This is a genomic window from Nocardioides sp. Arc9.136 (assembly GCF_030506255.1).
In the GTDB taxonomy this organism is placed as follows: Bacteria; Actinomycetota; Actinomycetes; order Propionibacteriales; family Nocardioidaceae; genus Nocardioides.
In genome coordinates, this window is record NZ_CP113431.1 from 3,255,494 (window position 1) to 3,281,512 (window position 26,019).

At 75.4% G+C, this 26,019-nt stretch carries 20 protein-coding genes; 8 read left to right on the forward strand and 12 right to left on the reverse strand.

The features are described from left to right. Window positions 1-60: 60 nt before the first annotated feature. Complete coding sequence (locus OSR43_RS15795; RefSeq protein WP_302267592.1) at window positions 61-312, forward strand: mycoredoxin; 252 nt, start codon at window positions 61-63, stop codon at window positions 310-312. A gap of 18 nt (window positions 313-330) precedes the next feature. Here OSR43_RS15795 and nudC read toward each other — a convergent pair whose 3' ends face one another. After that, window positions 331-1,263 (reverse strand): NAD(+) diphosphatase, encoded by a 933-nt coding sequence (gene nudC, locus OSR43_RS15800; protein ID WP_302267594.1) that lies wholly within the window; start codon window positions 1,261-1,263, stop codon window positions 331-333. 114 nt (window positions 1,264-1,377) lie between these two features. On the opposite strand from nudC, the gene OSR43_RS15805 reads away from it, so the two are divergent. Next, window positions 1,378-2,442, forward strand: a complete 1,065-nt coding sequence (locus OSR43_RS15805) for an NAD(P)-binding domain-containing protein (RefSeq protein ID WP_302267596.1) — start codon at window positions 1,378-1,380, stop codon at window positions 2,440-2,442. On the opposite strand, the gene OSR43_RS15810 is transcribed toward OSR43_RS15805, so the two are convergent. Both OSR43_RS15810 and OSR43_RS15815 read right to left on the reverse strand, forming a co-directional pair. After that, window positions 2,412-5,702 (reverse strand): ATP-dependent DNA helicase, encoded by a 3,291-nt coding sequence (locus OSR43_RS15810; RefSeq protein ID WP_302267597.1) that lies wholly within the window; start codon window positions 5,700-5,702, stop codon window positions 2,412-2,414. The genes OSR43_RS15805 and OSR43_RS15810 overlap by 31 nt on opposite strands. Then, entirely contained in the window at window positions 5,699-8,944 is a 3,246-nt protein-coding gene (locus OSR43_RS15815; RefSeq protein ID WP_302267598.1) for an ATP-dependent DNA helicase, read from the reverse strand. Before OSR43_RS15815 ends, OSR43_RS15810 begins: the two co-directional genes overlap by 4 nt. 126 nt (window positions 8,945-9,070) lie before the next feature. On the opposite strand from OSR43_RS15815, the gene OSR43_RS15820 reads away from it, so the two are divergent. Next, window positions 9,071-9,661 (forward strand): DJ-1/PfpI family protein, encoded by a 591-nt coding sequence (locus OSR43_RS15820; protein ID WP_302267599.1) that lies wholly within the window; start codon window positions 9,071-9,073, stop codon window positions 9,659-9,661. Between the two features lie 70 nt (window positions 9,662-9,731). Here OSR43_RS15820 and OSR43_RS15825 read toward each other — a convergent pair whose 3' ends face one another. The 3 genes from OSR43_RS15825 to OSR43_RS15835 form a co-directional block, all read right to left on the reverse strand. Beyond that, window positions 9,732-10,496, reverse strand: a complete 765-nt coding sequence (locus tag OSR43_RS15825; RefSeq protein WP_302267600.1) for an SDR family NAD(P)-dependent oxidoreductase — start codon at window positions 10,494-10,496, stop codon at window positions 9,732-9,734. Between the two features lie 16 nt (window positions 10,497-10,512). Further along, the gene (locus OSR43_RS15830) at window positions 10,513-12,093 is read right to left on the reverse strand and encodes a metallophosphoesterase (RefSeq protein ID WP_302267601.1); all 1,581 of its coding nucleotides are present in this window, start codon (window positions 12,091-12,093) and stop codon (window positions 10,513-10,515) included. Between the two features lie 141 nt (window positions 12,094-12,234). Further along, entirely contained in the window at window positions 12,235-15,204 is a 2,970-nt protein-coding gene (locus OSR43_RS15835) for a M14 family zinc carboxypeptidase (RefSeq protein ID WP_302267602.1), read from the reverse strand. 193 nt (window positions 15,205-15,397) lie between these two features. Between OSR43_RS15835 and OSR43_RS15840 the strand changes: the two genes are divergently transcribed. Next, the gene (locus tag OSR43_RS15840; RefSeq protein WP_302267604.1) at window positions 15,398-15,691 is read left to right on the forward strand and encodes a hypothetical protein; all 294 of its coding nucleotides are present in this window, start codon (window positions 15,398-15,400) and stop codon (window positions 15,689-15,691) included. 32 nt (window positions 15,692-15,723) lie between these two features. Here OSR43_RS15840 and OSR43_RS15845 read toward each other — a convergent pair whose 3' ends face one another. The 3 genes from OSR43_RS15845 to OSR43_RS15855 form a co-directional block, all read right to left on the reverse strand. After that, entirely contained in the window at window positions 15,724-16,407 is a 684-nt protein-coding gene (locus OSR43_RS15845) for a 1-acyl-sn-glycerol-3-phosphate acyltransferase (RefSeq protein WP_302267606.1), read from the reverse strand. A 76-nt stretch (window positions 16,408-16,483) separates the two neighbouring features. Then, window positions 16,484-18,052 (reverse strand): SpoIIE family protein phosphatase, encoded by a 1,569-nt coding sequence (locus OSR43_RS15850; RefSeq protein ID WP_302267608.1) that lies wholly within the window; start codon window positions 18,050-18,052, stop codon window positions 16,484-16,486. Between the two features lie 56 nt (window positions 18,053-18,108). Beyond that, window positions 18,109-19,440 (reverse strand): sodium:proton antiporter, encoded by a 1,332-nt coding sequence (locus tag OSR43_RS15855; protein WP_302267609.1) that lies wholly within the window; start codon window positions 19,438-19,440, stop codon window positions 18,109-18,111. Window positions 19,441-19,567: 127 nt separating this feature from the next. Between OSR43_RS15855 and OSR43_RS15860 the strand changes: the two genes are divergently transcribed. Further along, window positions 19,568-21,799: an SCO7613 C-terminal domain-containing membrane protein gene (locus OSR43_RS15860; RefSeq protein WP_302267610.1), complete on the forward strand. Its 2,232-nt coding sequence runs from the start codon at window positions 19,568-19,570 to the stop codon at window positions 21,797-21,799. A gap of 132 nt (window positions 21,800-21,931) precedes the next feature. Here OSR43_RS15860 and OSR43_RS15865 read toward each other — a convergent pair whose 3' ends face one another. The 3 genes from OSR43_RS15865 to moeZ all read right to left on the reverse strand — a co-directional run bounded on the left by OSR43_RS15865 (window position 21,932) and on the right by moeZ (window position 24,584). Next, window positions 21,932-22,240: an MGMT family protein gene (locus tag OSR43_RS15865; protein WP_302267612.1), complete on the reverse strand. Its 309-nt coding sequence runs from the start codon at window positions 22,238-22,240 to the stop codon at window positions 21,932-21,934. A gap of 78 nt (window positions 22,241-22,318) precedes the next feature. Further along, window positions 22,319-23,209: a hypothetical protein gene (locus OSR43_RS15870; protein WP_302267613.1), complete on the reverse strand. Its 891-nt coding sequence runs from the start codon at window positions 23,207-23,209 to the stop codon at window positions 22,319-22,321. 175 nt (window positions 23,210-23,384) lie between these two features. Beyond that, the gene (gene moeZ / locus OSR43_RS15875; RefSeq protein WP_302267614.1) at window positions 23,385-24,584 is read right to left on the reverse strand and encodes an adenylyltransferase/sulfurtransferase MoeZ; all 1,200 of its coding nucleotides are present in this window, start codon (window positions 24,582-24,584) and stop codon (window positions 23,385-23,387) included. A gap of 255 nt (window positions 24,585-24,839) precedes the next feature. On the opposite strand from moeZ, the gene OSR43_RS15880 reads away from it, so the two are divergent. The 3 genes from OSR43_RS15880 to OSR43_RS15890 all read left to right on the forward strand — a co-directional run bounded on the left by OSR43_RS15880 (window position 24,840) and on the right by OSR43_RS15890 (window position 25,986). Continuing rightward, window positions 24,840-25,421 (forward strand): TetR/AcrR family transcriptional regulator, encoded by a 582-nt coding sequence (locus OSR43_RS15880; protein WP_302271701.1) that lies wholly within the window; start codon window positions 24,840-24,842, stop codon window positions 25,419-25,421. Between the two features lie 71 nt (window positions 25,422-25,492). Then, window positions 25,493-25,714, forward strand: a complete 222-nt coding sequence (locus OSR43_RS15885; RefSeq protein WP_302267616.1) for a DUF3107 domain-containing protein — start codon at window positions 25,493-25,495, stop codon at window positions 25,712-25,714. 2 nt (window positions 25,715-25,716) lie between these two features. Beyond that, window positions 25,717-25,986: a hypothetical protein gene (locus OSR43_RS15890; RefSeq protein WP_302267617.1), complete on the forward strand. Its 270-nt coding sequence runs from the start codon at window positions 25,717-25,719 to the stop codon at window positions 25,984-25,986. Window positions 25,987-26,019 lie beyond the last annotated feature (33 nt).

Below are 26,019 nucleotides of genomic sequence, written 5' to 3' on the forward strand. Positions count from 1 at the left end.
GGGACCGGTGGTTGGATCGGTGACGGTTCCAGACCCTAGACGCCGGAGGCGACAGTCCAGATGAGCGGCCAGTTCACGATGTACACGACCCCGTGGTGCGGCTACTGCCACCGGCTGAAGAGCCAGCTCGACCGCGAGGGGATCGCCTACGACGTCGTCGACATCGAGCAGGTGCCCGAGGCCGCCCAGCTCGTGGAGTCCGCCAACAACGGCAACCAGACCGTCCCCACCCTCGTGTACTCCGACGGGACCGCGCAGACCAACCCCTCGCTGGCCCAGGTCAAGGAGAAGCTGGCGGCGCTGGCCTCCTGAGCCGGCGCCCGCGCCCGGTCACCACTGACCGGGCAGCGGGCCGCCGTACCAGTGCTCGACGAGCGAGCGGCTGATGGAGACGCCTCCGGGCAGCACGAGCCGGCCGGACTCGGCCTGCTCTCGCATCTCGGCGCGGGTGAACCAGCGGGCGTCCTCGATCTCGTCCTCGTCGACGGTGATGTCGGTGGAGGTCGCGCGGGCGACGAAGCCGAGCATCAGGCTCGCCGGCAGCGGCCAGGGCTGGTTGCCGAAGTACTCCACCTCGCCGACCACCACCCCGGTCTCCTCAGCGACCTCGCGACGTACGGCGTCCTCGAGCGTCTCGCCCGGCTCGCAGAAGCCCGCGAGCGTCGAGAAGCGCCCCTCCGGCCAGATCGCCTGCCGGCCGAGCAGGCAGCGTTCGTCCTCCGCCCCGGGCTCCCCCGAGGCCACCACCATGATCACCGCCGGGTCCGTGCGCGGGAACTGCGCCTTGCCGCACTGTGTGCAGACCAGCTCGTGCCCGGAGGCGCGCGCCTCGAGCGTCCCTCCGCAGCGCGGGCAGTAGCGCGTCACGAACAGCCACTCGGCCAGGCCGAGCGCGTGGAAGACCAGCGGCGCGGCCGCCAGGTTGTCGTCCGACAGCGTGGGCAGGAGGCCCCGGAGCGGCAGCCAGTCGCCGCCCGCCTTGGCGACCTCGGGACCGGTGACCACCGCGAACCAGGCGCGGCCGTCGCGCTCCCCCAGCAGGACGCGCAGCCCCTCCGGCGCCTGCGACGGCGCCACCCACTCCACGGCCCCGTCGCGCGGACGGATGCGCGTGCCGGAGACGACCAGCACGCGGCTCTCCTCGTCGGCCCACCGCTGCGCCAGCCAGGCGTCGTCCTTGCGCCGCAGCGCAGCGCGGTCGTGGGCCTCCTGGGCCATCCGGAGGTGCGGCGGGAGCGGGGCGGTGCGGTCGGACGAGGTCACGTCCGGAGGCTAGACGCGGCCTCCTGAGCCGGACCGGCCGGTGCGCCCCGCGGCCGCGCCGACCACCCGCGACGGGACGCGGACTATCCCGGGCCGGTGCCGCGTTGTGCCGGCGTGAGGACGTACGACGCGGTGGTGGTCGGGGCCGGGCAGGCCGGCCTGTCCGCGTCGTACCACCTGCGCCGGCTGGGGCTCGACCACGTCGTCCTCGACGCGGACGCCACCGCGGGCGGTGCCTGGCAGCACCGCTGGGACTCCCTGACGATGCACGACGTCCACGGCGTCGCGGCGCTGCCCGACTCGGCCGCTCCCGCCGGCGACGCCGGCCGCGCCAACGTCGTGGTGCCGGCGTACTTCGCCGCCTACGAGCGCGAGCTCGACCTCCCCGTGCTGCGGCCGGTGGCCGTGGAGACGGTCGAGGACGGGCCCGACGACCTGCTGGTCGTGCGGGCCGGGGCCCGGTCCTGGACGACCCGCACGCTCGTCAACGCCACCGGCACCTGGCGCCGGCCGTTCGTGCCGCGGTACCCCGGCACGGAGACGTTCCGCGGCGAGCAGTGGCACACGGTCGCCTTCCCCGGCCCCGAGCACTTCCGCGGTCGCCGGGTGGTGGTCGTCGGTGGCGGCGCCTCGGCGGTCCAGCACCTCGGCGAGCTCGCGCCCGTCACCGACACCTTCTGGGTGACGCGCCGGGAGCCGGTGTGGCGCAGCGACGACTTCACCCCCGACCGTGGACGCGAGGCCGTCGCGCTGGTCGAGGAGCGGGTACGCCGCGGGCTGCCGCCGGCCAGCGTGGTCAGCGTGACCGGGCTGGCGCTGCGGCCCCAGGAGCAGGAGGCGGCCCGGCTGGGCGCCTACGAGTGGCACCCGATGTTCCTCGCCGTCGAGCCCGACGGCGTGCGGATGCCGGACGGCACCCTCGAGCCGGCCGACGCGATCCTGTGGGCCACCGGCTTCCGGCCGGCCGTCGCCCACCTCGCGCCGCTCCACCTGCGCTCGGAGCTCGGCGGCATCCGCCTGGACGGCACCACCGCCGTGGCCGACCAGCGGGTGCAGCTGGTCGGCTACGGGCCGTCGGCGAGCACCATCGGTGCCAACCGGGCCGGCCGCGTGGCCGCCCGTTCGGTGCAGCGGTACCTCGCCTCCGCTCAGAGCCGCAGCAGCGCCGCCAGCTCCTGACGGTCCGGCAGCCCGGCCGGCTCGACGACGCGGCCGCTGCGCACGAAGTAGAAGGCAGCCCGCACCCGCTCGACCGGGAGGTCGTGCAGCTCGGCCCACGCCTGGCGGTAGATCGCGAGCTGGAGCGGGTCGGCCTCGCCGGAGCGGCCGGTCTTCCAGTCCACGACGAGGTAGCCCTCCCCCTCCTCGGTGTCCTCGCGGTAGACGGCGTCGATGCGGCCCCGGACCACCTGTCCCTCGACGACCAGCGCGAAGGACGGCTCGACCGCGTGCGGGACCCGCTCCGCGAAGGGGCCCTCCTCGAAGCGCGCGACCAGCTCCTGCAGGTCCGCGTCGTCGTCGATGTCGAGGTCGGCACGGCCCGGCAGCTCGTCGGGGTCGAGGAGCAGCTGCTGGCCGAACCGGGTCTCCACCCAGGCGTGGAACCGGGTGCCGAAGCGTGCCGCCGACGACGGCCGTCGCGGCATCGGCCGGGCCAGGTCGCGGGCCAGCTCCTCGGGGTCGTCCCGGAGCCGGGCCAGCGAGGTCGCCGAGAGGCTGCTGGGCAGCTCGACCTCGACGTGGGGTGAGCGGTCCCGCCGGGCCTCCTCGAGCAGGCGGGCGATCTCGTCGTCCCACTGCTGGACGCGCTCGAGCTCCAGGACGTCCTCGATCCGGTCGTCGAAGCCGCCCTCCAGCTCGGCCGGGGTCACCGGGTCAGCCTCTCGCACCCGGCGCGCCGCCTCGATCCGCCGCTCGACCTCGGCGGTGCGGTGCGAGATGGGCCACGGCAGGTCGGGCGAGGCGTCGGCGTAGGGGTTGGTCTCGCCCTTCGCGACGCAGTCGGCCCACCGGTCCGGCTCGGCGCCCCAGGTCGCCATGGCCTCACGGGTGGCGCAGAGGTACGCCGAGGGCCCGAGGCCGCTCTTGAGGTGCGGCGCCCAGCGCCAGGCCGAGACCCACATCTGGTGACGGGCGCGGGTCCAGGCGACGTACCCGAGCCGGAGCTCCTCGAGCGCCTCGTGGGCCTTGACCGCCTCGCCCAGCGCCTTGATGTCCTCGGGGCCGTGGCCGGCCAGCTGCGGCAGGTCGCGGGCGTCGCCGCGCAGCGCGGTCGGCATCACGAACGGCACGGTCAGCCAGCTCGACCGGGTCCGGTTGGTCGGGAACTTCCGCTCCGTCACCCCGACGAGGAACACCGCGTCCCACTCCAGGCCCTTGGCGCGGTGCACCGTCAGCAGCTTGACCGAGTCGGCCTCCGACGGTGTCGCCACGTCGAGGCCCTGGCCGAACTCGTCCTCCGCCTCGAGCCACGCGAGCAGTGCCGGCAGCGTGACCTGGCCGTCGACGGCCTGGAACTCCGCCACCGCCTGGACGAACAGGTCGAGGTTGTCGCGGCGCGCGGCGGCGGCGGGGCTGACCGAGGAGGCCAGCTCGACGTCGATGCCGGTCGTGTCGACGATGCGTCGCACCAGGTCGAGGATCGGCTCGCCGAGCGCTCCGCGGAGCCGGCGCAGCTCGGTGGCGAGCAGCGCGAACCGCTCGCGCGCCTCGGGTGAGTACTCCAGGTCGCCCGGGTCCTCCAGCGCGTCGCACAGGGAGGCGATCTCGGTGGGGTCGGCGCCCTCGACGGCGGCGGCCAGCTGCTCGCGGACGTCGGTGAACGTCGCCCCGCCCGAGGTGTCGCCGGCGAGCTCCCGGGCCCGCCGGCCGAGCAGCGCGAGGTCGCGCGGCCCGATCGCCCAGCGCGGCCCCGCCAGGAGGGTCAGCAGCGCGGCGTTGGCCGTCACGTCCTGGACCAGGGTCAGCGTCGCGACCACCTCCGAGACCTCGGGCAGGCGGAGCAGGCCCTTGAGACCCACGATCTCGACCGGGACCTCCCGCTCGCTCAGCGCGTCGAAGACGGCTGCGGCGTGGGCGTTGTCGCGGGTGAGGACCCCGATCTCCTTCCAGCACGGACCGTCGGTGGTCGCCGACAGCGCGGCGTGGGTCTCGAGCACCCGGTCCCCCAGCCAGGCCAGCTCGTCGTCCCACGTCTCGTGCACGACCGCTCGGACCTCGCCCGGGTCGGCGCCCGGCTTGGCCTCGAGCGGCAGCAGGTCGGGCCGGCTGGCGTACAGCTCCTCGGCCAGGTGGTTGGCGGTGGCGAGGATGCGGGCGTCGGAGCGGCGGTTGACCGTGAGCGGGTACGTCGTGCCGGGGGCGCCGTCCGCCGTCGGGAACTCGCGGGTGAACTCGAGGATGTTCGAGACCGACGCGCCGCGCCACCCGTAGATCGCCTGGTTCGGGTCGCCGACCGCCATCACCGGGTGGCCGCGACCGGCCCCCGGCTCGGGCCCGGAGAAGAGCCGGCGCAGCATCAGCGCCTGGGCGACCGAGGTGTCCTGGTACTCGTCGAGCAGGACGATCCGGTACTTCGCCCGCTCGGCCTCCCCCACCTCCGGCCGCTCCTCGGCCAGCCGGGCGGCCAGGGCGATCTGGTCGGAGAAGTCCATCAGCCCGTGGTGCCGCTTGAGGGCGCGGTAGGCCTCGACCAGCCCGAGGAGCTCGGCCCGCTTGTCGATCGCGGCGACGGCCTTCTCGTTCAGCGCGCGGTAGGTCTTGCGGTGCTCGGTGGCCATGCCGTCGACCAGCAGCGGGCGCAGCCGCTCGTCGTGGGCCCGGACGTCGGCGGGGCCCACGAGGTGCTCGCTCATCTCCGCGTCGAGCGCGAGGAGGTACTGGACGACGTGGCGCGGGGAGTCGGTCAGCTGCTCGACCGGAGCCGCGTACCGCTGCACGGCGCGGGCCGCCAGCTGGAAGCGGCTGGCGTCGGCGACCAGACGGGTGTCGGGCTCGTGGCCGATGCGCAGGCCGTGCTCGGAGAGCAGCGCCGAGGCGTAGGAGTGGTACGTCGCGACGGTCGGCTCCTCGACCTCCTGCTCCTCCCCGTCCGGCCCGGGGGCGCGGGTGCCGCGCTCGGGCAGGAGGCCGGCCTGGCGCAGGCTCTCGCGGATCCGCGTCTGCAGCTCGGCGGTCGCCTTGGTGGTGAACGTGAGGCCGAGGATCTCGCCGGGCGCCACGCGGCCGGTGGCCACCAGCCAGACGACCCGGGCTGCCATCACCGTCGTCTTGCCGGACCCCGCACCCGCGATCACGACGGCCGGCTCCAAGGGAGCGGTGACCGCGGCGAACTGCTGGTCGCTGAAGGTCCAGTCGACACCCATCAGCTCGCGCAGCTGCTCCGGCGTCGAGATCTCGCGGGCCGGCACCGCGGTCCGGTCGGGCATGGTCGAGGTCATGAGAGCACCGTCCCTGAGGCCTTGGTGGGGCAGATCGCCTGGAAGGCGCAGCGGTCGCAGTGCGAACCCGGCCGCGCCACGAACTCCTCGGCGCGCAGGGCGGCCGCGGCGGCCGCCAGCTGCTGCTCGACCAGGCGGGGCCCGTCGTCCGCGGCGGGCGGCTGGTGCTGCACCTTGGGCAGCACCTCACCGAGCCGGAGCTGGACGAGCTCGGCCCCGCCGGAGACGCCCGGCCCCTCCATGCCCGCCTCGCGCAGGTGCTCGTCCGCGGCGCCGTGGTCGACGGCGAGCTGGTAGAGGCCCAGCTGGGAGTGGCGCTGGACCTCCGGCCCGGTCGGGGCGTACTTGCCGGTCTTGAGGTCCACGACCACGACCCGGCCGTCCTCGTCGAGCTCCAGGCGGTCGGCGTACCCGTGCAGCCGGACGACCTGGCCGTCGGGGAGCTGGACCTCGGCGCGGATCTTCGGCTCCACGGCGAGCACGGTCCGGGCGCCGGGCCGTCGGTGCCAGGTGAGGAAGCGTTCCAGTGCTGCGGCCACGGCCTCCCGCTCGCGGGCACGTGACCACGGGGTCCGGAACTCCATCCGTCCCCAGACCTCGTCGACCAGCGGCATCAGGTCCCGCTCGACGTCGACCTCGTCGATGCCCTCGCCCGAGGCGGCGCCGAGCGAGCCGTTCGCGAGCCGCTCGGCGACCGCGTGGACGACCTTGCCGAAGCCCTGGCCGCTCGAGCTGACGACCTCGCCGCCGGCCTCGCGCTGGAGGAACCACTGGGCCGGGCACGTGAGCAGGCCGTCGAGAGCGCTGGCGGAGAGGGTGAGCGGCTCCTCGCCGGGACGGATCGGGCGCTCGGAGCGGCTGGGCGCCCGCAGCCCCCACCAGGTCGCGGGGTCCGCCTGCGGCGCGACGGGGCGTCCGTGCACGTCGAGCTCGGAGAGCGCGCGCAGCCGGCGCGCTGCTGCGCGGCGCAGCGGCTCGGGCTCGCCGGGGTCGGCGAGCGTGCGGCGCAGCTCCGAGACCAACCCGGCCATCGAGAGCGGCCGGCGGGGCCGGCCGATGCGGTGCACCGGCTCGCGGCCGAGCTCGGAGAGGAACCGCGAGGGCTGCTCGCCCTCGTCGTCGGGCGACTTCACGGCGGTCACGACGAGCCGCTGCTTGGCGCGGGTGGCCGCGACGTAGAACAGCCGGCGCTCCTCGGCCAGCATCGCCCCGCGGGTGAGCGGCGGGAGCAGCCCGTCGCGGCCGATCCGGTCGGCCTGCAGCAGCGAGTCGCGTCGGCGCAGGTCGGGCCAGGCGCCCTCCTGCACGTGCGCGACCACGACCAGGCGCCACTCCAGGCCCTTCGAGCGGTGCGCGGTGAGCAGCCGCACCGCCTCGCCCCGGACGCCGCGGTCGGCGAGGGTGTCGGCGGGGATCTCCTGGGCACGCAGCGTCTCCAGGAAGCTGCGGACGCTGCGGTGGCCCTGCTGCTCCTCGGTCCGGGCGGCGACCTCGAACAGCGCGCAGAGCGCGTCGAGGTCGCGGTGGGCCAGCCGGGCGGCCTGTCCGCCGCCGGCCGTGCCCTGGCGCAGCCGCCGGCCCCAGTCGGTGCCGTCCCAGAGCAGCCAGAGCACCTCCTCGGCGGTCGCCCCGTCGGCGAGCGCCTCCCGGGCCCGCGCCAGCAGGTCGGCCAGCCGCAGCGCCCGGCGCGCCGGCTCCCCGTCGATGCCGGCGAGGACGCCGGGGTCGAGCACCGCGCTGCGGACGAGCTCCCGCGCCGGGGACCCCGGCGCGGCGGCGCGCAGGGCGCGGGTCAGCGAGCGCACGTCGGTCGCGTCGAGACCGCCGAGCGGGGAGGTCAGCAGCGCCTCGGCGCGGTCGGCGCCGACGTGGTCCTCGTCGGCGGGGTCCTCGACCCCGGCGTCGACGACCACCGCGAGCGCCGAGAGCAGCGGCAGCACGGCCGGCTCCCGGACCAGCGGCGTCTCGTCGGCGGCCACCTCCACCGGCACCCCGGCGGCCGCGAGCGACCGGCGCAGCCCGGGGATCGAGGCGCGGCCCGAGCGCACCAGCACGGCCATCTCCGACCACGGCACGCCGTCCTCGAGGTGGGCGCGGCGCAACAGGTCGGCGGTGTGCTCGGTCTCGGCGCGGTGGGTGTCGAAGGTCAGCACCTCGACGCTGCCCGGCCCGTGGGCGTTGTCGGCGGGGACCGGGTTGCGGAACGCGGCGTACTGCTCGACCGGGATGGAGCCGGACACGCCGATCGACGCGGCGATCGAGCGCGAGGCGCGCAGCAGCCGGGAGCCGAAGCGGCGGGTGGTGCCGAGCGCGACCACCGGCGCCGGGTCCCCGCCCAGGGTCGAGAACTCCCGGGGGAAGTCGAGGATCCCGCGGACGTCCGCGCCGCGGAAGCCGTAGATCGACTGGTCGGGGTCCCCCACGACCGTGAGGTCGCGTCCGTCGCCGGCGATGGCGCGCAGCAGCGCGACCTGGCTGGGGTCGGTGTCCTGGTACTCGTCGACGAACACGTGGCGCAGCTGGGCGCGCAGCTCGTCGCGGTGCACGTGTGCCTCGATCACGGCCCGTGCCACCAGGTCGGGGTAGTCGATCGCGGACTGGTCGCCCAGGACGTCGAGGTACTGCTCGAGGAACAGCCCGGCCGCCTCCAGCTCCGGCACCCGCTCCGCGCGCCCCAGGGCCGCGAGGTCGACGGGGTCCAGGCCCCGCTCGCGTGCGCGGGACAGCACGGCGTGCACCTCGCGGGCGAACCCGCGGGTGCCGACGGCGGCCTTGAGGTGGTCGGGCCAGCGCACCGACTCCGGGGCGTCGGTCAACAGCTCCTGCAGCACGACGTCCTGCTCGGGCGCCGACAGCAGCCGCAGCGGAGCGGCGTACAGCTCCGCGGGCGCGTAGCGGCGCACCAGCGCGTAGGCGAAGGAGTGGAACGTCGAGGACAGCCCGGTCGCCATCGTGCGGCCCAGCCGCGCGGTGACCCGGTCGCGCAGCTGCTCGGCGGCCTTGCGCGAGAAGGTCAGCGCGAGCACCTCGTCGGGCCGCGCACCCTCCTCGACACGGCGCACGATCGCCTCGACGAGCGTCGTGGTCTTGCCCGTCCCCGGGCCGGCCAGCACGAGCAGCGGCCCACCGGCGTGGTCGACGACGCGCTGCTGGTGCTCGTCGAGGACCGGGACCGCACCCGCCACCGGACGGCGCGCGAGGCGGTACGTCGTGCCCGGCGTCCTCGCAGCGGTGGTGGTCATGGACCCATCACAACATCGAGCACCGACAGCGCGGGGACGGACACCGGATCCGGCACGGGAAGACGCGCAGGACCAGGGTCGGACGTCACGCGGCGCCGACCGGCCGGTGCTGCCAGGATGTGGCCCGTGAGCCCGCGGACCGTCGCCATCCTCGCCTTCGACGACATGGAGGTGCTCGACTACGCCGGCCCCTACGAGGTGTTCAACGTGGCCGGCGAGCTCGGCGCCGGGACCCCGTTCGAGGTGCGGTCGGTCGGCCTGACCGGCGCGCCGGTCGTCGGCCGCGGCGGGTTCACCGTCCTGCCGACGCATGCGCTCGAGGAGTGCCCGCCGCCGGACGTCCTCGTGGTCCCGGGCGGGGCCGGGGTCCGCCCGCTGCTCGAGGACGAGCGCCTGCTCGCCTGGCTGCGCGAGCGCGCGGCCGAGGTCGAGCTGCTGATGTCGGTCTGCACCGGTTCGCTGCTGCTGGCCCGTGCCGGGCTGCTCGCGCGCCGGCGCGCGACGACGCACCACACGGCGTTCGACGAGCTGGCCGCGCTGGACCCGACCCTGACGGTCGAGCGGGGCCAGCGCTTCGTCCGCAGCGCCGAGCGGCTGTGGACCTCCGCCGGCGTCTCCGCGGGGGTCGACCTCGCGCTCAAGGTGGTCGACGAGCTGGCCGGCACGGCGACCAAGGACGTCACCGTGGCCGAGATGGAGTGGATGTGGCGGTCCTAGCGGCCTGACCGGGCGCCGCTGCGGCGCGGCGCCCGGGCCGGGGAGGCGCGTGCCCAGGCCGGAGCCCCGGTCAGCGACCGCCGCCGACGCGCAGCGTCGTGCCGGTGACGTACGACGCCTCCGCCGAGAGCAGCCAGGCCACGGCGTGGGCGACCTCGGCGGGCTCGCCCGCGCGCCCCAGCGGCACGGTCGGGCCCACCCGCGCCAGCCGACCCGGCTCGCCGGCGTCGGCGTGGATCGTGGTCTCGATGATCCCCGGCGCGACGGCGACCACCCGCACCCCGTCCGCGGCGACCTCGTGCGCGAGCCCCACGGTCATCGCCTCCACCCCGGCCTTGGCCGCGGCGTACTGCACGTACTCCCCCGGCGCGCCCGTCGCCGCGGCGACGGAGCCGATGGTCACCAGCACGCCGCCGGAGCCGCCGCGGCTCACCGCCATCGTCCGGACGGCCGCCCGGGCGACGTACAGCGCGGCGGTGAGGTTGAGCTCGACCGTCCGCGCCACGACCTCGACCGGGGTGTCGGCCAGCGGTCCGATGTGCAGGGTGGCGCCGGCGTTCGACACGACGCCGGTCAGCGCACCGGCCGCCTCGAACAGCTCCTCGACCTGGCCCGGGTCGACCACGTCCGCGCGCACCGTCGCGCAGGCGGCGCCGAGGGCCTCGACCTCGGCCCGCGTGCGCGCGGCGGCCTCGTCGTCGGCGCGGTAGGACAGGACCAGGTCGTGGCCCGCCTCGGCGAGGCGGCGGGCGACGGCCGCACCGATGCCGCGGCTGCCGCCGGTGACCAGGGTGCGCGGACGGGTGGTCGGGTTCGTCTCGGTCGTCGGGGCCATGGGCGGCATCCTGCCCTCACCTCCGGGGCCGCAGGACCCCGCTCGCCTGCTGCACCCCGTCGAGGCCGAGGGTCATCGTCCCGATCGTGAACGGCGTGCGCCGGACGCGGACCACCGCCGGCATCCCGGCCGGACGGGTCTCCCACAGCCGGGAGCCGTCCGCGGCGTCGGCCCACCGGGCGGCGAAGTCGCGCAGCTCCAGCTCCACCCGGTCCGGTCGCACGTCGGCCCGCAGGTAGTTGGTGAGCCCGAACTGGAAGATCCCGCCGTGCGTCACCTGCACCACCCCGTCGCGCTCGGCGACGGACACGTCGTGCACCTCACCGCACAGGTAGAGGTCGACGCCGAACCGGGCGAAGGTCCGCCACAGCGCCGAGCCGGCGCCGCCGCGGACGTGCAGGCCGCTCGACCCGCGCGCCCGGTCGGTCCGCAGGACGGGCGCATGGCCCTGGACCACCACCCACGCGACCCCGTCGCGCCGGGCCCGGCGCAGGACGTCGCGCAGCCACGCCAGCTGGGCCGGGTCGACCTGGACCCGGGCGCGGTCGGGCGTCACGTCGAAGACGTTGATGGTCACCACCTGGAGCTCGGGCGTGGGACGGACGGCGTACGCGCTGAGCTCGTGGCGCGAGCCCCGCGGGCGGTCCGCGAACCGCGGGGAGCCGTCGGCGCGGCGGCCGAACCACCGGCTCCACGCCCGCTCGAACGCCGGCGCGAGCGCCCGCTTGCGGCTGGTCCACGGGTCGTCGCCCAGCTCGTGGTCGCCCATCGCCGGGAGGACCGCCAGGCCGCGGGAGCGGAACCGCTGCAGCCACTGCGGGTAGTAGGTGTCCGCCGCCCGGCGCAGGGCCGCCCGCCGCTCGGCCGGCGTGCCGACCGGTCCGAAGGTCCCGGTCCGGCCCGGATCGGTGCCCCACCAGCCCTCGACCAGGTCTCCGGCCACCAGGACCGAGCCGGGTGCCTCGTCCGCGAAGGCGCCGAGCACGTGGTCGAGCGCCGAGCGGTAGGCGGCGTTGATCGAGTTCGGCGAGCGCCGCGGGTCCCACGCGCCCGGTCCCCGACGCAGGTCCGCGACGTCGCCGTTGAGGAAGTCGGGGCTGGACAGGAAGCGGTACGCCGGCGCCGCCGACGGGCCACCCAGGGAGGTCAGCCGCGGCGCAGCCGCCTGCGCCCGGCCCAGCGTCGCCACCACGCCGACCGCGCGACCCGGCCCCGCGGTCACCTCCAGCGGGGCCCGGAGCACCCGGGGGCCGGGCCGCACCAGGCAGCGCAGCCGCGTCCCGTCGGCGGAGATGCTCGACCGCCGGCGCACGATGGAGCTCGGGACGCAGCCTCGGGGCAGGGCCGTGAAGCGGCCTCCCCGCGCCGACACCCGCAGGACGCCCGCGTCGGGCACCGAGTCCACAGCGACCTGCGCGACCAGGGTGTCCCCGACCGCGACCCGGGCGGGCTCCACGGGCGCGTCGCGCCAGGCCACCGAGACGGCCGGCGCCTCGGCCGTCGCGGGACCGACGTGCGGTGGCGTCGCGGCCGCGGTCACCGGGACCGCCGCCAGCAGGGCGAGCGCAGGGAGCAGCAGGCGGGGGTGGTGCGGCACGGGAGTCTCCATCTCGAGGGGCGACCCCGGTGAGGGGCCGGCTCGTGTGACGCCCGGAGCGGCTTCGCGGTTCGCGGCGGAGCACGCGACGAGGGCCGGCACCCCCCAGGGGCGCCGGCCCTCGTGCTCGCGAGGAGCTCCTCAGCGGACCCGGACGGTCACCGAGTCCCGGCTGCCGAGCGCACCGCTGTTCCCGGCGTACGTCGCCCGCAGGGTGTGCACGCCGCGGCGCAGCCGCACCTGGACGACCGCGCGGCCGTCCGCCGCGGCCCTGACCTTGACGGTGCGCAGCGTCCGGCCGCCCTCGGCGAGGACGACCCGCCCGGTGGCGGGCCGGCCGGCGACCTCGAGCGCGACGGTCAGCCGGACCGTGGCCTTGCCGCTGCGGACCACGCCGACCTTGCCGGCGGTCAGCCGCGTGCGCGACTGCTGCGGCGCCTCCACGCCGTCACCGGCCGGAGCGGCCCAGAACAGCCCGCGAGCCGCCTGGGTGAGCCCGCCCTTGGGGTGGGTGCGGAAGAACACCGCGGTGCCGAGGACGAACGCCCGGGCACCGGACGCCGCCTCCGCGGAGACCGCCGAGGGCTGGCCCGCGGCCGCGTCGGGGCCGTCGCCGCCGGTCTCCGTCGGCAGCCAGTGGCCGGCGAGGAACGGCTTCGCGGCGTCGTAGCGCTGCTCGACGGTGACGGCCTCGCCCAGCCCGGTGAACCAGGTGGCCGGGTAGATGAACGAGGTGTCCTGGGCGTACGGCGAGAGCACCCCGGTGGCCGGGGTGTCGACCGCGACGATGCCGTTGGCCGAGCGGTTGCCGGTGACGGCCGTGCCCTCCAGCAGGCCGAACGCCTTGGCCGCGTCGAACCCGGCGGCGCCGCGACCGGCGATCGAGCCGCCCGCGTCGACCCACGCCTGCACCGCGGTGCGGGCGGCGGACCCGACCGCCGGTGCGAAGCTCGAGCCGATCCAGAGCACGTCGACCCCGGCGAGGGCCGAGGCGTCGGTCTCGAGGCCGGCGGCGGTGAGCGCCGTGAGGTCGTCGAAGCCCAGCTCGGTCAGCGAGAGCCGGTCGTCCTGCGTGCCGACGTACCCGACGGTGAGGTCCTCGAGGCCCTTGGCGGTGCGCAGGGCCCGCAGGTCCTTGCGCTCGGCGGCGGCGAAGCGGACACCGGTCTGCTTCGCCACGGCTTTCGCCTCGTCCCAGCCGGCTGCCTCGACGACCGCGGAGCCGTCGGCGAGCATCGAGACCGCGACGTCGTCCTCGAGCAGCGCGTTGAGGGCCTGGAAGTCCGGCACGCCGGCGACGTCGAAGGTCAGCGGCCCGCGGGCGGCCGGCACGCGGCCGGGCAGCGGGAGCGCCTTCAGCGGCGTCACCTTCCCGATCGGGCGGCCGGTCGTGGACCCGACCGGCTCGACCGTCGCGCCCCAGAGCTCGCCGAGGCTCCAGGCGGAGATGTCGTACATCGACGGCACCTTGTCGGAGATGTCGTCTCCGACCGCGAGGAGCGCGTTGGCGAGGCCGCGGAGCGGCTGGTGCAGGTCGACGACGTAGGAGCCGCGGGGGTACGTCGTGCCGCCGATCCGCGCGGGCGCGCGCAGCGTGCCGACCTCGATCTCGTGGTCGATCAGGTGCCGCACCAAGCGGGTCGCGTCGCTGGTCGAGCGCTGGCCGGCACCGACCGGGATGACGTAGGCGCGCGGCAGCGAGACGGGCTCCTGGTCGTCGGCGACGTCCCAGTGCTCCTTCCACTGCGAGGGGCCCGGCACGGCGGCGACGTCCTCGGTCGTCAGCGACTCCTTGGCCGCGCCGGTGGTGCCGCGGCGGAAGACCTCGATCTGGTTGCGCAGCATCTCGCGGGCGTTGGTGCCCTCCTCGAGGTAGCCGACGATGCTCTCCATCGTCTGCTGCGCCACCGCCACGTTGACCTTGGCGTTCGCCGGGCTCTGCCGCCCGCCCGGGGCGTTGCGCGACAGCGGCAGCTCGACCGTCGCGGTCGCGGCGCCGTAGTAGGCGGCGTACTGCGCGGTGAAGATCGGCGGGAAGTCGTCCCAGCCGTCGGGGGTGTCGCGGTAGGGGATCTTGATCCTGCCGGTGTTCTCGGTGACCGCGTCGTCGGTGGCGGCGTCGTAGTAGGTGTTGCCGGGGATCTCCGCGGCGACGACGTCCTGCTCGACCTTGAGCGCGAGCGCGTAGTTGTGCGGGAGGTACAGGTCGTACTCGTAGTTCGAGCCGTGCGGCGGGCCGCAGGGCTCCATCTGCAGCACGCCGGTGTAGCCGTGGAAGTCGGCGGCGTAGATCGGCTGGATCGCCTGCGCGGTCCGCACGAACGAGCGGGACTCCGGAGTGGTGCTGGTGATCATGTCGCGGTTGGGGTCGAGGCCGAGCGCGGTGGCGCGGGTGGCCTTCGTGCGGCCGTCGGGGTTCAGCGACGGGGAGAAGTACAGCCGGTGGCTGCTGAGCACGTCGCCGACCTCGGCCAGCGGCGCGGTGGCGAGGTGCTCGATGTACCGCATCGCGGCGTCGGTGCCCTCCCACTCGTTGCCGTGGATGTTGTTGCTGATCCACACCGGCGTCTTGTAGCCGGCGAGCAGCGCCCGGTCGGCCGCCGCCGCGGCGGGGGCCTCCTTGATCTTGCGGCGCCAGGCCGTCTGCTCGGCCGTCTGGGCCGCGGTCTCCGGGGCGGTCAGCGTGACCAGGTACAGGTCGCGGCCCTCGGTGGACTGGCCGACGACCTGGACCGAGATCCGGTCGCTGCGCTCCATCAGCGCCTGGAGCCGAGGGGCCAGGTCGGGGTGGCCCAGCAGCTCGGCGGTGTGCGCGGCGTCGTCGGGGTTGGCGTCGTAGACGCGCAGCTCGGGCTGGGAGGGGTACGACGTGGGCATCTGGACCGGGTCGCCGACGGCCGGGGCCGCGGCGGCCGCGCGGGCCACCTGGGCCCGCTCGACCGGACCGACCCGCTTCGCGGTGCCGGGCCCGCGACCGGCGTCGCCGCCGGCCTCGGCGCGGGTGGGGGTGGGGGTGCCGGGCTCCGCCGCGGCGGTGGTGCCCGACCAGGCCAGCACCGTTGCGGCGAGACCGAGACCGGTCGCGCCCGCGACTACGCGTGTGTTCCTCAAGGACGTCCTCTTATCCGGTGGGGGCGACGCCGCGGAGAGACGGCACCGTGAGGGCTGAATATGGCGCAGATCCGGCCCGAGCGGCAGGGGCCGAACGGACTGTCACCTGCCCGCAACACGTCCGAGGCGGTGCGGTGACCTGTCGAGGGGGCCCGGCGGGAACCCCACGGCCCGCACCGCTCGTTGGTCGGGCGTGACCACCGCGGGAGACGTGTACGTCGTCGGGCTGGAGCGCCACGAGCGGCACCGCTGGCGCCGCCTCGCCGTCGCGGCCTGGTCGCTGGCGAGCGCCGCGACCCTGGGCCATCTCGACGCCCCGTCGGTCGGGCAGTGGGTGGTCCGGCGGCGCGACGACGGCACCGAGGTCCTGCGCGTCGAGGCCGGCGGCGAGGAGGAGGCCGCGATCACGCGCCAGGCCCTCGACGACCAGCTCGCGACCCTCCCCGTCGAGGAGTTCCACGACCGGTGGGGGCTGGGCGCTGCCTGACGGCCGCCCGCACGGCGTCGGGGGCCTCAGGGTCAGGCGTCGGGTGCCCGGTCGTTGTAGACGCCGCTCTGCTCCTGCCCCGACAGGCGCTGCACGGCCGCCATCACCTCGTCGGTGAGCAGCCGCCGCGCCCGCCCGAGGGGTACGCCGTCGTACCGCCCGCGCGGGTCGATCGGCTCGCCGAAGGCGACCGAGACGCGGGCCAGCCGCGGCCAGCGGGCCCCGACCGGCTGCAGCTGCTCGGTGCCCCGGAGCCCGACCGGGACGACCGGGACGCCGGCGGTGAGCGCGAGGTGGGCCGCCCCGGTGCGCCCGCGGTGGAGGCGGCCGTCGCGCGAGCGGGTGCCCTCGGGGTAGATCCCGAACGCCTCGCCGCGGGCCAGCACGTCGAGGGCGACGTCGAGGCTGGCCATCGCGGCCTTGGTGTCGTCCCGGTCGACCGGCAGCATCCCGAGCCCCTCGAACCACGCCCGCTGCAGCCGGCCCCGCACGCCGGTGCCGGTGAAGTAGTCGGACTTGGCGAGGAAGACGACCTTGCGCGGCACCACGACGGGGATCACCACGGAGTCGGCGAAGCTGCGGTGGTTGCTGGCCAGGATGACCGGGCCGGTCTCCGGCACGTGCTCGAGACCCGTGATCGTCGGCCGCCAGACGGCTCGCGCGAGGGGCGGCACGACCGCGTGGAGGACGCCGTACACCGACGGTGTGCTGGGCATGACCGCCAGCATGGCGGTTACCCGCGGGTCAGCCTCATCGGCTCCCGCGGACCGGTCGGCGGGAGCCGGGGCGGGCTCAGCCGTGGTGCAGCACGAGCAGCGCGACGTCGTCCTCGACGTCGTCGCCGACCATGTCGAGCAGGTGGTCGCAGACCTGCTCGGGGGTGAGGTGGGCGCACCCGGTGAGCTCGGTCTCGAGCCAGTCCAGGCCCTCGGTGATCGGCGCCCCGCGACGCTCGACGAGCCCGTCGGTGTAGAGCACCACGCTGTCGCCCGGCTCGAGCACCGTGCGGTGGTCGGTGCGGTCGGTGGCGTGGTCGATCCCCAGGAGCAGGTCGGGCTTGCGCAGCAGCACCTCCGCGCGGCCCTCGGCGCGGACGTGCACCGGCGGCGGGTGGCCCGCGCTGGACCAGGTGAGCACCAGCCGCTCGCCGTCCCGCTCGGCCTGGACCAGCTGGGCGGTCGCGACCACGTCGAGCGCGAGGCCGTCCATCGTGCTGTCCAGCCGGCGCAGCACCTCCGCGGGCGTTCCGTGGGCCGTCCACCCGATGCCCCGGACCAGGTTGCGCAGCTGCGCCATCGACGCCGCCGCGCCCTCGTCGTGCCCGGCCACGTCGCCCACCGCCACCAGCAGCGACCCGCCGGGCAGCACGAAGGCGTCGTACCAGTCCCCGCCCACCTGCGCGTCGTTGGCGGCCGGCTGGTAGCGCACCGCGACGGTCATGCCGGGCCGCTGCGGCGGGTCCGCGAGCAGGCTGCGCTGCAGGGCTGCGGAGATCGAGCGCTCCGCCTGGATGCGTGCGACCTGCTCGAGCGAGCGGCTCAGCGTCGCACCGACGAGGCGGAGGAAGTCGAGGACCGGCGCACCCAGCGGGACCCGCGGGCTGAGCACCACCTCGAGGACCGACCCGGCGTACGGCGTGCCGGTGCCGATGCCGAGCCGGGCCCGGTGACCGTCCTGGTCCTCCTGCACGACCATGTCGTGCTGGCCCAGCGACTGCCCGGCGCGGGAGCCGGCGCCGCCGTGGGCCGCCACGACCTCGATGCGCACCGCGGCGAGGTCGGCCGTGGCGTCCGCGAGCAGGGCGTGCGCCCGGGAGCGCACCTGGTCGGCGGACTCCACGGTGCCCAGCGCGTCCTTGAGCCGCCCCAGCAGGCGCAGCCGGCGCTCGGCGACCACCTGCCCGGTGGTCTCGCTGACGATGTCGAAGGCCCCTTGCACCCGGCCGTCGGGGCCGTGCACCGGCGAGTAGGAGTAGGTGAAGTGGCACTCCTCGAGGAAGCCGGCCCGGACCAGGGGCAGCGGCTGGTCGCGCACGTACGTCGGGCCCTCGCCGTCCAGCACCGACTGGAGCATCGGCCCGATGACCGACCACGCCTCGGGGAAGACCTCCTGCGCGGGTCGGCCGAGCGCGTCGGGGTGCTTCTGGCCGATCAGCCCGGCGTAGGCCTCGTTGTAGAGCAGCACCATCTCCGGGCCCCACATCAAGGTGACGGCGTACCGCGTGTTCAGCGCGATGTCGAGCGTCGCGCGCAGCGTCGGCGACCAGCCCGACGGATCGCCCAGCGGCGTCGCCGCCCAGTCCACCGCGTCGTACGTCGCGCGCAACGAGCCCGCGTCGCGGTACGGCAGGTCCTCGAGCACGGTCCCATCCAACCGCACCCCGTGGGCGCGGCCGTGATCGCGGCGAGCGGCGGCCGCTAGCCCGAGCGCTCGGCCGCCTCCTCCTCGTCGGCCTGCTCCTCGGCCGCCCGGTCGCGGTCCCGCCCGATCCGCGACATGACCGGTGTGGCGAGGACCCCGTGGACGAAGACCGAGGCGACCACGGTGAACCCGACGGTCGACCACAGCCAGTCGGTGCCGAGCTCGTCGGCCTCGCCCGCGGCGTAGGCCAGGTAGTAGATCGAGCCGATCCCACGCACTCCGAAGAAGGCCGCCGCCCACTTCTCGCCCTTGGTCAGGCCGGGCCCCGGCGCCGCGCGCCACGCGCCGAGCGACAGGGCCCCCGCGAGCGGGCGGATCACGAAGATCAGGCCCAGGCCGATGGCGACGCCGCGCAGGTCCAGGCTCTCCAGCAGGCCGCGGGTCAGCGCGATGCCCAGCACCAGGAGGACGAAGAGGGTGAGCAGCCGCTCCAGCCGCTCCGCGACGTCGTGCATGGCGGCGTGGTAGTCGTGCGAGCGCTCCGCGGAGCGGAACGTCATGGCGCACGCGAAGACGGCGAGGAAGCCGTAGCCGTGCGCCACCTCCCCCACGCCGTACGCCGCCACCAGCGCCGCCAGCGCCAGCAGCGACTCCCCCCGCTCCGCGACCCGCAGCGAGGCCGACTGCGACCGGAAGGCGAGGTAGGCCAGCACCCGTCCCACCAGGATCCCGGCGGCCACGCCGATCACGATCTTGCCGACCAGGTAGAACCCGACCCAGGTCGGGACCAGCGCCAGGCTGAGCCCCTCGGTGGCGATGAGGATCGCGAGGTAGACGAACGGGAACGCCAGCCCGTCGTTGAGGCCCGCCTCCGAGGTGAGGGTGAACCGCAGCTCGTCCTCCTCGTCGACCTCGTGCTCCTCGCCGGTCCGCGGACCGGCGACCTGCACGTCCGAGGCGAGCACCGGGTCGGTCGGTGCCAGGACGCCGCCGAGCAGGACCGCGGCGGCCAGCGGCAGCCCCGCCCACCACCAGCCCAGCAGCGCGACGCCGGCGATGGACAGCGGCATCCCGATGCCCAGCAGCCGCCAGGTCGGCCCCCACGGCCGCCACGAGCGCACCCGCCGCACGAGCAGCGGGCGGTCGATGGCCAGCCCGACACCCATCAGCGCGACGATCACGACGAGCTCGGTCACGTGCTCGATCACCGCGCGGTTGGCCTGCGGGTCCAGCGGCAGTCCGTCGGGCAGCGACGTCAGCCCGAGGAGCATCCCGACCCCGACCAGCACCATCGGCGAGGAGACCGCCCAGCGGCTCAGCAGCTCCGGGAGGACGATCGCCAGGAGCAGGGCTCCGCCGGCGACGACGTAGACGAGATCGGAGGTCACGCCGTCAGGTACCCGGCATCCCCCGATCGCGGACGCTCCGCCCGAGCGCCGGTGAGTACCCGTGCTCAGCGCGGTTGAGCCGTCGTCCCGATCCGGCCGACCCGCCCGCCGCGGTCCGATGGGCGGCATGACCCCGACCGTCCTCGGCACCTGCCCGACCTGCGGCTCGCGCGTGCCGGTCCAGCAGCACGTGCAGCCCGTCCAGCAGCCCGCGCCGCTGCCGACGTACCCCGTCGCTCCCCCGCCGGCCGCCCCCGCGCGGCCGGCCCGACCCGCGCGCGGCCTGCCGGTCCCCTCGGTCCCCGCGCTGCTCCTCGGCCTCGGCGCGCTCTGCCTGCTCGTCGCGGCGGTGGCCTTCCTCGCGGTGGCCTGGTCCGCGCTCGGGGTCGGTGGGCGCACGGCGGTGCTGGTCGGGCTGACCGGCGCGACCGCCGCGCTCGGCGCCGTCCTCGCCGGGCGCGGGCTGCGGGTGGCCGGCGAGTCCCTGTCGGTCGTCTCCCTCGGCCTGCTGGTGCTCGACCTGGTCGGTGCCGCCGGCGCCGGCTGGCTGGGCGAGGCCTCCGGTGCGGGCCTCGCGTGCGTCGTCGGCGTCGTGGTCGCCCTGGCCTCGCTCGCGTGGCTGCGCACCGGGCTGGGCGCTCCCCAGCTCGTCGCACCCCTGGGCCTGGGCCTCGCGGCGGTCGCCGCGGTCGACCTCACCGCCCACCCGCACGTCGTCGCCACCACCGCCACGCTGCTGATGGCCGCCCTCGTCGCGCTCGGCGTCGTCGCCGGCGCGCGCCTGCTGCCCTGGGCCGCGGGCTCCGGCGCCGCGCTGTGCTGGGGCTGGCTCGCGCTGGGCGGGCTGGTCGACGCCGCGTCGTACCCGACCCTGGCCGGGCTGTGGGCCGAGGGCCACGCCCTCCCCCTGCTGACCGCGGCGCTCCTGCTCGCCGCGGTGGCCGTGCTGTGGCGGCCGGCGCTGGCCGGCACGACGAGCATCCTGACGCTCGTCGCGGTGCTGCCCGCGCTCGACGAGGGCGGCACGTCGTTCGGTGCGGCGGCACTCGCCGCCGTGCTCGGGTGGGCGCTCCTGGGGCTGGCGACCCGTTCCGGCGGCGCCACCGTGGTCCGCGTGCCCCTCGCCGCCTCGGCGGTCGCCAGCACCTGCGTCCTGGTGGTGCTGGTCGCCGAGGCCCTGGACCGGCTCCTGCTGGTCGCGGCACCGGGCACCGCCGGCGCCGCGGTCCGCCTGCCGGCCACGACGGCTCTCGCGCACCCCGCGCTCGCGGCCGCCTCGGCGCTCGCGCTCGTGGTGGCGTACGTCGCCGGGACGGGCCGCCCGGTGCCGCCCGCCGCCTGGGTGGCGGCAGGTGTCCTCGGCGCGACCACCACGGCGGCCCTGCTCCCGGCGCCGCTCGCCGTGGTGGTCGCCGTGCTGGCGGCCGCCGGGCTGGTGGGCATCGGGCTGGTGGGCATCGGCTCCCGGCCGGTCGCCGGGGTGCTGCTCCTCGCCGCAGTGCTCGTGGCGCTGCCGAGCCAGGTCCTCACCCTGGGCGCCTTGGTCGCGCTCGTCGCGGGCTGCTGGCTCGTCCGGGACCGCACCGAGGCCGCCGCCGTGCTCCCCGCCGCGCTCGGCGCGTCCGTCTGGACGGCGCTCGCCGTGGCGGACGTCGACCCGGCCTTCCGCGGCGTGCCGGTGCTCCTCGCCCTCGCGGCCCTCGCGCTGCTCCGCCCCCGCCCGGAGGTGGAGGCCGTCGCCGCCGTGACCGGCACCCTCGCCGCGGCCCTCGCGGTCACCGGGCCGACCTCGCTGGCGGCCCACCTCACCGTCGGTGGCGCGCTCGTCACCGTCCACGCCCTGCTGGTGGCGCAGCGACGGGTGGTCGCGTGGGCCGGCGGGCTCCTGCTCGCCGCCGCCACCTGGGTCCGGCTGGCCGACCTCGGCGTCAGCCAGCCCGAGGCCTACACGCTCCCCTCCGCCCTCGCGCTGCTGCTCGTCGGCGCGGCGACGCTGCGCCGCGACCCCGCCGCGCCGACCGGGCCCGTCCTGACCCCCGGCCTCCTGCTCGCGACCGTGCCGACGTTGCTGTGGGTGCTGGCCATGGACCCGGTGTCCCTGCGAGCGGCCCTCCTCGGGCTGGCCTGCCTGGCGCTGGTGCTCGGCGGCACGGCGCTGCGGTGGAGCGCACCGGTCGCCGTCGGCTGGGTCGTCGGTTCCCTGCTCGTGGTCCGCGAGCTCGCGCCGTACGCCGCCGCCACCCCGCAGTGGATCCTCATCGGCGCCGCCGGCACCGCCCTCACCGTCGTGGGCGTCACGTGGGAGCGCCGGCTGGACGAGCTGCGTCGTGCGCAGGCGTACGTCGGCCGGCTGCGCTGACGTTCGGCCCGGTCGGGGGCACACCCATCGTTCAATTGCTGGGTTGCGACGGTGCGCAAGCGCTTGCCCACCACCGTTTCCGCGCAATTGAACGATTGCGACGGCCCGCGACCACCCGCCGACCCCGCCGGCTCAGGCGAGCGGCGGCGGCTGGAAGAAGGCCGCGACGATGTCGACGTTCCCCGAGGGACGCAGCGGCGTGCCCTCCTCGAGGTAGGCCTGCCGTGCCTCGCCCTGGTGGCTCGGCGGCAGCGAGCCGTCCGCCCGCACGACCCGCCACCAGGGCACCGCAGCGCCGTGCTCGGCCATCACGTTGCCGACCCGGCGGGGACCGAACCGGCCCACCGCGTCGGCGACCGCGCCGTACGTCGTGACCCGGCCGCGCGGCACCGACTCGACGCACGCCAGCACCGCCTCGACGTACTCCTCGGGATGCCGCACGGGCCCGACGCTAGCCGCGGACGGCGTCGCGTCGGGCCCGTGGCCCATCCCCACCCCCGAGTCGGTGAGGTCAGGCAGTCAGAGGACCGGCGAGAACGGCTCGGTGCCCTCGACCAGGCGAAGGCCGTCGATGCCGGAGTGCTGCTGGGCGAAGGCGAGCTCCCGGGCGAGGTCGCCGATGTTGTTGGAGGCCGGCAGCGGCGCCAGGCCGAGGGTGGACAGCGTGCCGATCGCCTCGCCGTCCCGGTCGACGAACGCCGAGCCGGAGTCGCCGGGGACGCCCGGGGTCAGCGTGTAGAGCGGGTGGCTCCAGCCGCCGTCGTCCGTGGCGTCGCCGAGGCTGATGCCGGTCTTCGGCGAGAGCAGCTCGACGCCGAAGCGCAGGCTGGAGTTGCCGTAGGAGTAGACCCGCTCGCCGGCGGTGGTGCCGTCGGTGTCGATGCCGGTCGGGCCGCCCCACAGCGGGATCGAGGGGTTGACCTTGCCGGCGTCGGCGGCGTCGACCTGCACCAGCGCGAAGTCGTTGTAGGCGCAGGTGTTCGGGTCGGTCGTGCCGACCTCGTCCATGGCGGCCCACGAGGAGTAGACGAGGGTCCCGCCGCCGACCCGGGTGCCCTCGGAGAGCAGGCTGCCGCCCTCGTTGAACGAGACGCGCGTGCCGAGCGGGAGGGAGTCGGAGAGGCAGCCGTCGGTGTCGGTGGCCGCGCCGGTGCCGGCGCAGTGCGCGGCGTACCCGACGTAGACGTTGCTCGCGGCGTCGGTGAAGACGAAGTTGCTCGTGCACTGGGCGCCCTCGGTGTACATCTGCACGCCCGGGTGGATCGCCGCCTCGCCCGCGGGCGCCCACTGCGGCGCCGCCGAGGCAGGGGCGCTGGTGATCATCGCCGTGCCGAGGACCGCGCTGCCGAGGACGGCGAGCGCGCCGGTGAGCCGTCGGGCGGACCGGACCGTGGTGGGACGAGCCTTCATCGAGTTCTGCCTTTCCGAGAGGGACCGGCGACGCGGGAGGGCGCCGGTGTGACGACAGGCACAACGCGGGTGCAACCGACGGGGTTACGTCGGCATGGCCCGAAATGACCGGACGACCCGAGGTTTTACCTCGGGTCGTCCGGTCGGGACCGGCGGGACGCCGGTCAGGAACGCCTCAGTACGACGGCTGGCTGGGGTCGATCTGGTTGACCCAGGCGACCACGCCGCCGCCCACGTGCACCGCGTCGGCGTACCCCGCGCCCTTGACGATCGCGAGCGTCTCGGCCGAGCGGACGCCCGACTTGCAGTGCATGACGACCTGCTTGTCGGCGGGCAGCTTCTCCAGGGCCGAGCCGTTGAGGAACTCGCCCTTGGGGATCAGCACCGAGCCGGGGATCTTGTTGATCTCGTACTCGTTGGGCTCGCGCACGTCGACGAGGACGAAGTCGCGGGTGCCCTCCTCGCGCTCCTTGAGCATGTGCTCGAGCTGGGTCACCGAGATCGTCGACCCGGCGGCGGCGTCGGCGGCCTCGTCGGAGATCGCGCCGCAGAAGGCGTCGTAGTCGATGAGGCCGGTGACGGTCGGGTTCTCGCCGCAGAGCGCGCAGTTGGGGTCCTTGCGGACCTTCAGCTTGCGCCACTCCAGCTCGAGTGCGTCGTAGATGACCAGCTTGCCGATGGCCGGGTCGCCGATGCCGGTGAGCACCTTGATGGCCTCGTTGACCTGGATCGAGCCGATGGCCGCGCACAGCACGCCCAGGACGCCGCCCTCGGCGCAGCTGGGGACCATGCCCGGCGGCGGGGGCTCGGGGTAGAGGCAGCGGTAGCACGGCGCGTCGTCGGCCATGGTCGGCGCGAAGACCGAGGCCTGGCCGTCGAAGCGGTAGATCGAGCCCCACACGTAGGGGATCCCGAGGAAGTACGCCGCGTCGTTGACCATGTAGCGGGTCGCGAAGTTGTCGGTGCCGTCGACGATGAGGTCGTAGCCCCGGAAGACGTCCATGACGTTGTCGTTGTCGAGGCGCTCCTCGTGCAGCACGACCTCGACGTAGGGGTTCGCCTCGGCGATCGACTCCTGGGCCGAGACCGCCTTGGACTTACCGATGTCGGACTGGCCGTGGATGATCTGGCGCTGCAGGTTCGACTCGTCGACCTCGTCGAACTCCGCGATGCCGAGCGTGCCGACACCGGCAGCGGCCAGGTAGAGCAGGGCGGGGCTGCCGAGGCCGCCGGCGCCGATGACGAGCACCTTGGCGTTCTTCAGCCGCTTCTGCCCGGTCATGCCCACGTCGGGGATGATCAGGTGGCGGCTGTAGCGCCGTACCTCGTCGATGGTCAGCTCGTCGGCCGGCTCGACCAGCGGGGGAAAGCTCACGTCACGCTCCTCGTAGCGGTTCGTCGATCAGTCCCCGGTGAACACCGGGGCACCTCACGATGTTCCCTCCATGGTCCCTCCGCGACGGCACGGCGTCGGCGCGGCGTCCCGTCATCCGGACCGGGGTGACCGACGGGTAGAGTCCCGGCACGCAGCGCCGGTCCGCCGGTGGGTGCACCGGAGGGACGGGAGGAGAGCGGGATCGTGAGCGCAGGCCAGTACGACGTCGACAACGCTCGGCCCCGGGGCGGGCGGATGCCGCGGCGTGAGCGACGCGCCCAGCTGCTCGAGTCCGCTCTCGAGGTCTTCGTGGCCCAGGGCTACCACGCCGCTGCGATGGACGACATCGCCGACCGCGCGGGCGTCTCCAAGCCGGTGCTGTACCAGCACTTCCCCGGCAAGCTCGACCTCTACCTCGCGCTGCTCGACAGCTCCTGCGACGCGATCATCGACAGCTGCCGCCAGGCGCTGGCCTCCACGCAGGACAACAAGCTCCGCGTCGCCGCCGCGGTCGACGCCTTCTACGCGTACGTCGCTCAGGAGTCCGGGGCGTTCCGCCTGGTGTTCGAGTCCGACCTGACCAACGAGCCGGCCGTGCGCGAGCACGTCGACCGCGTCACCAGCGAGTGCGCCGCGATGATCGCCGAGGTCATCCAGCAGGACACCGGCCTCTCCGACCCCGCCGCCCGCCTGCTCGCCGTCTCGCTCGTGGGAATGGCCCAGGTCAGCTCGCGGTTCTGGCTCTCCGAGGGCGGCGGCATCAGCCGCGCCGACGCCGCGGCACTGGTCTCCGGGCTGGCGTGGCGCGGCATCGGTGGGTACCCGCTCGATCACTGACCCTCGTCCCTGCACCACCTCGTACGACCCGCCCCCGCACCCGCTGCGGGACCTGACTGAAGGAGGACCTCGTGGAGGTCAAGATCGGTGTCCAGCACGCCCCCCGTGAGCTCGTCGTCGACACCAACGAGTCCGCCGACTCCGTCCAGCAGCTCGTCGCCGAGGCCGTCGAGGCCGGCACGGTGCTGACGCTCTCGGACAGCAAGGGCCGCAAGCTCGTCGTCCCGGCCGCGAAGATCGCCTACGTCGAGATCGGTGGCGGCGTCGTCGGCCAGGTGGGCTTCCGGAGCTGAGCTTGCTCACGCTGCTGTGGGCGCTGGTCGGCGGCGCGGTCGTCGGCCTCCTCGGCAAGCTGCTCGCACCGGGCGACCCCGACGACGTCCCGGTGTGGCTGACGGTGCTGTGCGGCGTCGCCGGGGTCTACCTCGGCGACTGGCTCTACACCCGCGTCTGGGACGCCTACACCCCCGGCCTGGACTGGTGGCGCCACGCCTGGCAGATCGCCGTCGCCGCCGCGCTCGTCGTCGCTGTCGCGAACCTCACCGCCCGTCGGCGCGCGCACTGATCCTCCGCACCCTCGGTCGCTCGCGCCCCGGCA

What these genes read in the sequence shown, in the direction of transcription:
- OSR43_RS15825 (WP_302267600.1), bottom strand. Translation starts at nt 10,496, where the DNA reads ATGGCCCCGACGACCGAGACGAACCCGACCACCCGTCCGCGCACCCTG.
- OSR43_RS15795 (WP_302267592.1), top strand. Translation starts at nt 61, where the DNA reads ATGAGCGGCCAGTTCACGATGTACACGACCCCGTGGTGCGGCTACTGC.
- OSR43_RS15845 (WP_302267606.1), bottom strand. Translation starts at nt 16,407, where the DNA reads ATGCCCAGCACACCGTCGGTGTACGGCGTCCTCCACGCGGTCGTGCCG.
- OSR43_RS15880 (WP_302271701.1), top strand. Translation starts at nt 24,840, where the DNA reads ATGCCGCGGCGTGAGCGACGCGCCCAGCTGCTCGAGTCCGCTCTCGAG.
- OSR43_RS15810 (WP_302267597.1), bottom strand. Translation starts at nt 5,702, where the DNA reads ATGACCTCGACCATGCCCGACCGGACCGCGGTGCCGGCCCGCGAGATC.
- OSR43_RS15870 (WP_302267613.1), bottom strand. Translation starts at nt 23,209, where the DNA reads ATGAAGGCTCGTCCCACCACGGTCCGGTCCGCCCGACGGCTCACCGGC.
- OSR43_RS15815 (WP_302267598.1), bottom strand. Translation starts at nt 8,944, where the DNA reads ATGACCACCACCGCTGCGAGGACGCCGGGCACGACGTACCGCCTCGCG.
- OSR43_RS15860 (WP_302267610.1), top strand. Translation starts at nt 19,568, where the DNA reads ATGACCCCGACCGTCCTCGGCACCTGCCCGACCTGCGGCTCGCGCGTG.